The following is a 6,000-nucleotide window of genomic DNA, read 5'->3' as shown; positions in this document are numbered from 1 at the left end:
CTTTTTCTTTCCTCCGCTTCGCTCCTCCAAGAAAAAGCGGCGCCTCGCTCGGGACGGTGTGTCCCTCCGCTTCGCTCCGGGCCACACCGTCCACAACTGCGGCTCCGCCGCTCTCCGCGCTTCGCGCGTCGATCGCTGGGGTGGGGGTGGGTCGGGGGCGCTGACGCGCCGGGGGGGTGAGGCGGTCCGGCAGCCGAAGGACGCGGCGCGGGCCTGCTTCGGGGTGGTGCCGGGGCGTGTTTTCGATCTCTCGTCGGGCTTCGTGGCGTGAGCGGCGAGGGGTCCGAGGCGCGGTACCAGGCGGCGCGGACCCACCATGATCCGCCGGAGACGTCCTAGCCCGCCTCCGCGACGCCGGTGATGCGGTGCAGTGGGTAGGTGTGGATCTCGCCGGTGCCCTGTTCGTGGGCGGTGACGTAGCCGCCCTCCAGACGCAGCGGGACCACGATGTGCTGGGTGGCCCGGCCCTCCCGGGTGACGTGTCCGATCCACACCGCGCGCCGCTCGGCGTGTGCGGCCTGGAGCGCGAGCAGCGTCTCGGCGGCCGAGGTGCGCGGCAGTTCGACCGGCTCGCCGTCGCGCTCCGCGCCGTCGTCGGCGGCCCGGCCGGCGGCGGCCGCGTCGCCCGCGCGGATCGCGGTGACGGCCGCGCCGAGCAGCGCCTCGCTCGGGGCCGGCGGCTCGCCGGCGACCCTGGGCGGCGCCGAACGGGGCGGGGTGCGCTTGGTGTCCGGGCGGGTGAGCACCAGATCACCGGTGGCCGACTCGGCGACCGGCGCGAAGCCCATCGCGCGCAGCTTCTCCAGCACGCCGTCCGGTGCCGACTCGGCGGCCAGGACGGTCGGCGCCAACCGGCGCAGGCGCAACCCGGCGGCCCGGCGGTCGGCGAGCAGTTCGCCCAGCAGCGCGTCGTCGTCGCAGCGCAGGAAGGCCGCCGCGGTGCCGACCCGAATCCGGCCGTGCCGGCGGGCCACGTCGTCCACGAGGTAGCTGAGCGGCTGCGGCACCGGGGTCCGCGAGTGGGTGGCGAGCAGGTGGTGCAGGTCGCCGGCGGTGCGGCCGGCGTCCAGCGCGCGGCGTACCGACTCCTCGGTGAAGCGGTACACGGTGGCGCCGCCGGTGGACTCCACGTCGGCGGCCAGGTGCAGTTCGTGCGCGAGGTCCAGGACCAGCGGGCCCGGCGCCACCGCGGTGAGGTCGGCCTGGAGGAGTACGTGGTTCAACGGCTCCGGGAGCAGCGGGGTCAGCGCGTCGCCCGCCTCGTAGACCCGGCCCTCGACCAGTGTGCGGGCGTATCCGGCGAGCGCGCCCCGGCCGGTGATGCCCAGCAGTTCGGCCTCGACCAGCATCGCCCGGAACAACTCCCGCGGCAGTCGCGCCGCCCGGATCGGCTGATGCCAGGTCAGGTGCGCGAGCAGCGAGTCGGCGTCGGTGGCCGAGCCCGGCGGCAACGCGGCGAGGGTGGCCAGGATCCGGCGGCGCACCTCGGGGGCGGCGGTACGGTCCACCTGCAGCCCCAGCGCGCCGATCGGCCGGTCCTTGTCGTCGCGCGAGCCGACCAGGGCGGGCACCCGGGTGGTCTCGAGCCAGGTGCCGGCGAGTGCGGCCCAGCGGGTGCCCACCGGCGTCCGGCGCCAGGTGTCGTAGGCGGGCGTGGGCAGCCACTGCTCGTCCGGTTCGCCGTCGCCGGCGACCAGACCCATCGCGTAGGCCAGTTCCAGCCACAACGCGACCTCGGCCTCGGGCGCGTCCAACTGCACCGCCGCGCGCTTGAACTCGCGCATGCCCAGGCCGCCGGCCCGCAGCACCGAGGGACCGCCGGTGCTCCACGCCTCCAGCAGGTCCTCGACCCGGCGGACGGCGGTGAACGCGGATCCCGCCGCCAGGTTGTCCACAGCCTGTGGATCGTGCCCGCGCACCGGCAGCTCGGGAGGGGTCGGTTCCAACGTGCGATGCACCCGGCCGCCGCGCAGATGCAGCGCGATCTCGCGGGGCAGCACCACCGCGTCCGGGCCGGCCGGCACCAGCAGTGCCCTGGCCAGCAGCCACTCCACCGGGGTTCGGGCCGCGTCGGCGCGCACCGGCCGGTCGGCGCCGCGCACGCTGCCCGTGGGCGGGCCCCAGACCAGCTTGTCCAGCACCTCGCGGGCCGCCTCGGGCGCCTGCGCGAGCAGCGATTCCAGGCGGACCGGGTCGGTGCACAGGTCGGTGACGGCCGCGATCGCGGAGACCGCGTCGTGGGTGGAGCCCAGGTCCAGGTCGGCGAGCAGCTCCTGGAGCCGGGAGGGCGCGGTCGCGGCCAGCGCGCCGGCCAGCGTCGGGCCCAGTCCGGCCGGACTCGCGCCGACCAGGTCGCGCACCGTCCGCACCACCCGCAGCGCGCCGTCGGGCCCCCACAGCAGGGCCTGCTCGCGCAGGTTGGCCACCGCCCGCGCGAGCGCCTCGGGGGCCGCGCCCACCAGCGGGGACAATCGCGCCGCGGCGAACCCGTCCGGGAGCACCACCGCGGCGTCCACCACCTGGAGGGTGAACCGGTCCAGCCGCTCCAGGGCGCGGGCGATCGAGGCCCGCGTGGTGGCCCGGGTGGCGAGCTGGGTCAGGTCCACCGGGACCGGCGTGGTCAGGTCCGGCCGAGCCCGCAGCAAAGCGCCGAGGGCCGCGTCGGTACGTCCGCGCAGATCCTCGGCGAGCGTCCGGGGGCCGGAGTCGGCGGGCCGATCCGCCTCGGCACGGGTGGGCGACGCAGCTGTGGTCATCCCATCAACGTTAGACGGTTCGCCCGTCGACGATCACCGCTCCCGGGATCCCGATGCCCTCGAAGATCCGCGGAAGCTCCCGAAAGGACCCCGAGGAGCCTCGGCGGAAGCCGTCCGGAAGTCGCGGATCCGGGCCGCCGGCACCCGATTCACGCGATCGGGGCGATCACCATTTCGGTCAACCCCTCGCTCCGCCTCGCCCGCGCCCCTACGCTGAGTTGTCGCTTTACCGACGCAGGCGTTGTGCCGATTCGACGATCCCTCGGCGGGGGTGGGGTGGGGGCGTGAACTTCGAGAGCGATCACCTGGTTCTGCAGTACCTGGGCGAGGTCGGCGACGCCGCCCAGCGCAGGCTTCGTCCCGCCGATCGGGCCCGACTGGTGGAGCGCCTGCGCAGCCAGATCAACAGCGAACGCGAGCGGTTGAACGCGCACACCCCCGGCACCGTGCAGGTCGTCCTGGATCGGCTCGGCACCCCCGAGGCGGTGGTGGGCCACGAGTTGTACCGGCTCGGCGATCTGCGCAGCGTCGGGGCCGACGACGGTGTCGGCGCGATGTCGATGCGCGGTTCACGCTACGCGACGGTGGCCCGGCAGATGGGCTTTCGCGCGGACGCGACGCCGATTCCCGCGGTGGTGGATCCGTCCCGACCGCAGCCGAGCACGCCCCCGCCCCGGACCTCGCCCGAGGCCGCGGCACCGGCCGGTCCGCCCACGCTCGCCGAGACCGCCGCCGGCGGCACCGCCGCGACCAAGCCGGTGCCGCTCGCGGATCCCGAGGAGGAGCCGCTGTGGTGGCGGACCCCGCCGGAGGGCGGGACGCCGGAGCGGCCCGGCCCCGACATGTACGGCGACGGTTCGCTGCACGCGCCGGCGTACCCGATCGGCGTGGTCTCCGACACGTCGGCGACCTGGGACGACGAGGAGTCGCTGACCGAACCCACGCCGGCACTGGGCATGTTCGGGCCGGGCGCGCTGCGCACACAGGTCCGCGAGGTGTTCGCGATCGCGATGATGGCGATCGGCGCGATCGTCGCTTCGACCGTGGTGGTGGTGCTCGGCCTCCTGGTGGTCTTCACGGCGGGCGCGTGGTCGCTCAAGGAGCGGCGCTTCGCCGCGTTCTACGTCCCCGGCGCGACCGCGCTGGCGTTCGCGATCGGGATGTGGATGCGGGCCACCGGTCACATGGGCGTGGACCTGACCAGTGATCAGGCGTGGGACCGGTACGGCGAACTGCTCCCCGCGATGGTGCGGATCGCCGCGATCGCCGCGTCGCTGTATCTGCTGTGGCGGCTGAATCGGCGTCAGCTCGCGGCGTAGGCAGCCGAATTGCCGTATCGGATCACCGCGTAGGCGAGGGAACACCACGGGTACCCGGGCCCCGTCCGGGTGTGACGCACTCCGCTGTGGGAGCGCCGCACCCGCTCTTTACGATCCCATTAATTAGGTTAGCCTTACCTCCTCTGCGCAGGGCGGCGCCCGGACCTACCGCTAATAGGTCCGGGCGTCGCCCTGTGCACACTGCCAGATGGAGGAGCCAAGGATGACGAACGGAGCGCGGCCCCAGCCCGCGAACCGCTTGATCCGCTTCGGTGCGATAGGCGCGACCGCCGCGCTGGCGATGGCCGGCGTGAGCCTGGCCTCGCCCGCGCAGGCCGCCACAACCCCGTCCGTGACCGTGTCGCCCAACGTCGACGTCAACCCCGACGGCGCCACGATCACGGTCGACGGCACGGGCTTCGACAAGGTGCGCAACTCCGGCAACGGGGTCTACGTCCTGTTCGGTCCCAAGATCGACGACTACTTCACCAACGCGGGTGCCTACAGCGCCCAGGCGTGGGTCGCGGGCAGCAAGATGACCGCGGACGGGGCCTTCACGACCACGCTCGAGGTCAAGGCCAAGTACACCGACGGCAACGGCAAGGAGGTGGACTGCCTCAAGCAGGAGTGTCGGGTCGTCACCTTCGCCGCCCACGGCGCCAGCATGACCGACCGCAGCCAGGACACCTTCACGCCGGTCGCGTTCAAGAACAACACGCCGGTGCAGACGCCCAAGCTCGCGGTGACCCCGGCCGTCGGGGCCGACCCGGCCGGGCAGACGTTCACCGTCACCGGCACCGGGTTCGACCCGGTTCGCGACGGCGGCAACGGCATCTACGTCGCGTTCGGTCCCAAGGGCGCCGACTGGAACACCAACCCGGCGCCGTACCAGGCGACCAAGTGGGTGCGCACCAACCCGTCCGGGTCGTCGAGCCAGGCCAAGCTGAACGCCGACGGCAGCTTCTCGCTGACGCTGGACAACATGAAGGCCAAGTACAAGAACGCGAGCGGCGTCGAGTACGACTGCTCCGTCACCACGTGCAACGTGGTCACCTTCGCCGCGCACGGCTCGCCCGACCGCACCCAGGACACCTTCCTCCCGGTCGCGTTCAAGCCCGTGACGGTCCCGCCGGGTCCCGGCACCGGCTACCAGGTGATCACCACCGACGTGCAGGGCGGCCCGCTGACCCTGGGCGTCGGCGGCACCGACGTCGCGCTCCCGGGCGTCACCCTCAACGGCAAGGACGCCTTCACCGGCGGTGCGCTCAACCCGCTCACCGTCTCCGACGCGCGCGGCACCAACGCGGGCTGGACGCTGACCGGTCAGGCCAGTGACCTGACCGCCACCGGCGGCCGGATCGTCGGCGACAACCTCGGCTGGACGCCCACCGCGAAGTCGGTCACCGGTTCGCTGCCCACCGGCGGCGCCACGCCGCAGGTCACCGCGGGCGGCAAGGCCGAGCCCGGCGCCGGTCTGGGCCGGCCGCGCACGCTGTGCTCGTCGGCGGCCGGCGCCAGTGCCGGTTCGTTCGAGTGCGGCGGCGACCTCAAGCTCGGCGTCCCGGGCATCACCGTGCCCGGCACCTACACCGGCACCTTGACGCTGACGCTCATCTGACGCCGTTCCGAACCGGGGCTCCCCCACCCGCCGACGACGGCCATCCCCCGACGCCGACGCGTCGGGGGATGGCCCCGGGCTCGCCACCCCGGGGGCCCGCAATCCCCCGCCGAGCCCCACAACGCCCGGCACCCGCCCCTCCCCGGCCACGCTCACCTCCCCGCCCCGGAGAACCACCCGCCCGAACCCAACGTGCGAGTGGTCCTCCGGCAAATCGGCGCCCGGCATCCGCCCATCGAACTCCCCACCACCCACCCGCCACAAAGCCCGACACGGGATCGAAGCCCCGCCCCGGCACCACCCCGAA

At 73.9% G+C, this 6,000-nt stretch carries 3 protein-coding genes; 2 read left to right on the top strand and 1 reads right to left on the bottom strand.

Annotated elements, in window-relative coordinates:
- Nucleotides 1-335 precede the first annotated feature (335 nt).
- Nucleotides 336-2,756: a helicase-associated domain-containing protein gene (locus ACIRL2_RS49885; RefSeq protein WP_402242188.1), complete on the bottom strand. Its 2,421-nt coding sequence runs from the start codon at nucleotides 2,754-2,756 to the stop codon at nucleotides 336-338.
- 284 nt (nucleotides 2,757-3,040) lie between these two features.
- On the opposite strand from ACIRL2_RS49885, the gene ACIRL2_RS49880 reads away from it, so the two are divergent.
- A complete protein-coding gene (locus tag ACIRL2_RS49880) occupies nucleotides 3,041-4,075 on the top strand; it encodes a hypothetical protein (RefSeq protein ID WP_395865296.1) in 1,035 nt (344 codons plus the stop codon).
- Nucleotides 4,076-4,298: 223 nt separating this feature from the next.
- A complete protein-coding gene (locus ACIRL2_RS49875; protein WP_395865297.1) occupies nucleotides 4,299-5,693 on the top strand; it encodes a hypothetical protein in 1,395 nt (464 codons plus the stop codon).
- Nucleotides 5,694-6,000: the final 307 nt, after the last annotated feature.

The sequence above is a fragment of the Embleya sp. NPDC127516 genome (genome assembly GCF_044765325.1).
In the GTDB taxonomy this organism is placed as follows: domain Bacteria; phylum Actinomycetota; class Actinomycetes; order Streptomycetales; family Streptomycetaceae; genus Embleya.
Note: the sequence above shows the minus strand (reverse complement) of the source record. Positions and strands in the feature narration are given on the sequence as shown.

What these genes read in the sequence shown, in the direction of transcription:
- ACIRL2_RS49885 (WP_402242188.1), bottom strand. Translation starts at nt 2,756, where the DNA reads ATGACCACAGCTGCGTCGCCCACCCGTGCCGAGGCGGATCGGCCCGCC.
- ACIRL2_RS49875 (WP_395865297.1), top strand. Translation starts at nt 4,299, where the DNA reads ATGACGAACGGAGCGCGGCCCCAGCCCGCGAACCGCTTGATCCGCTTC.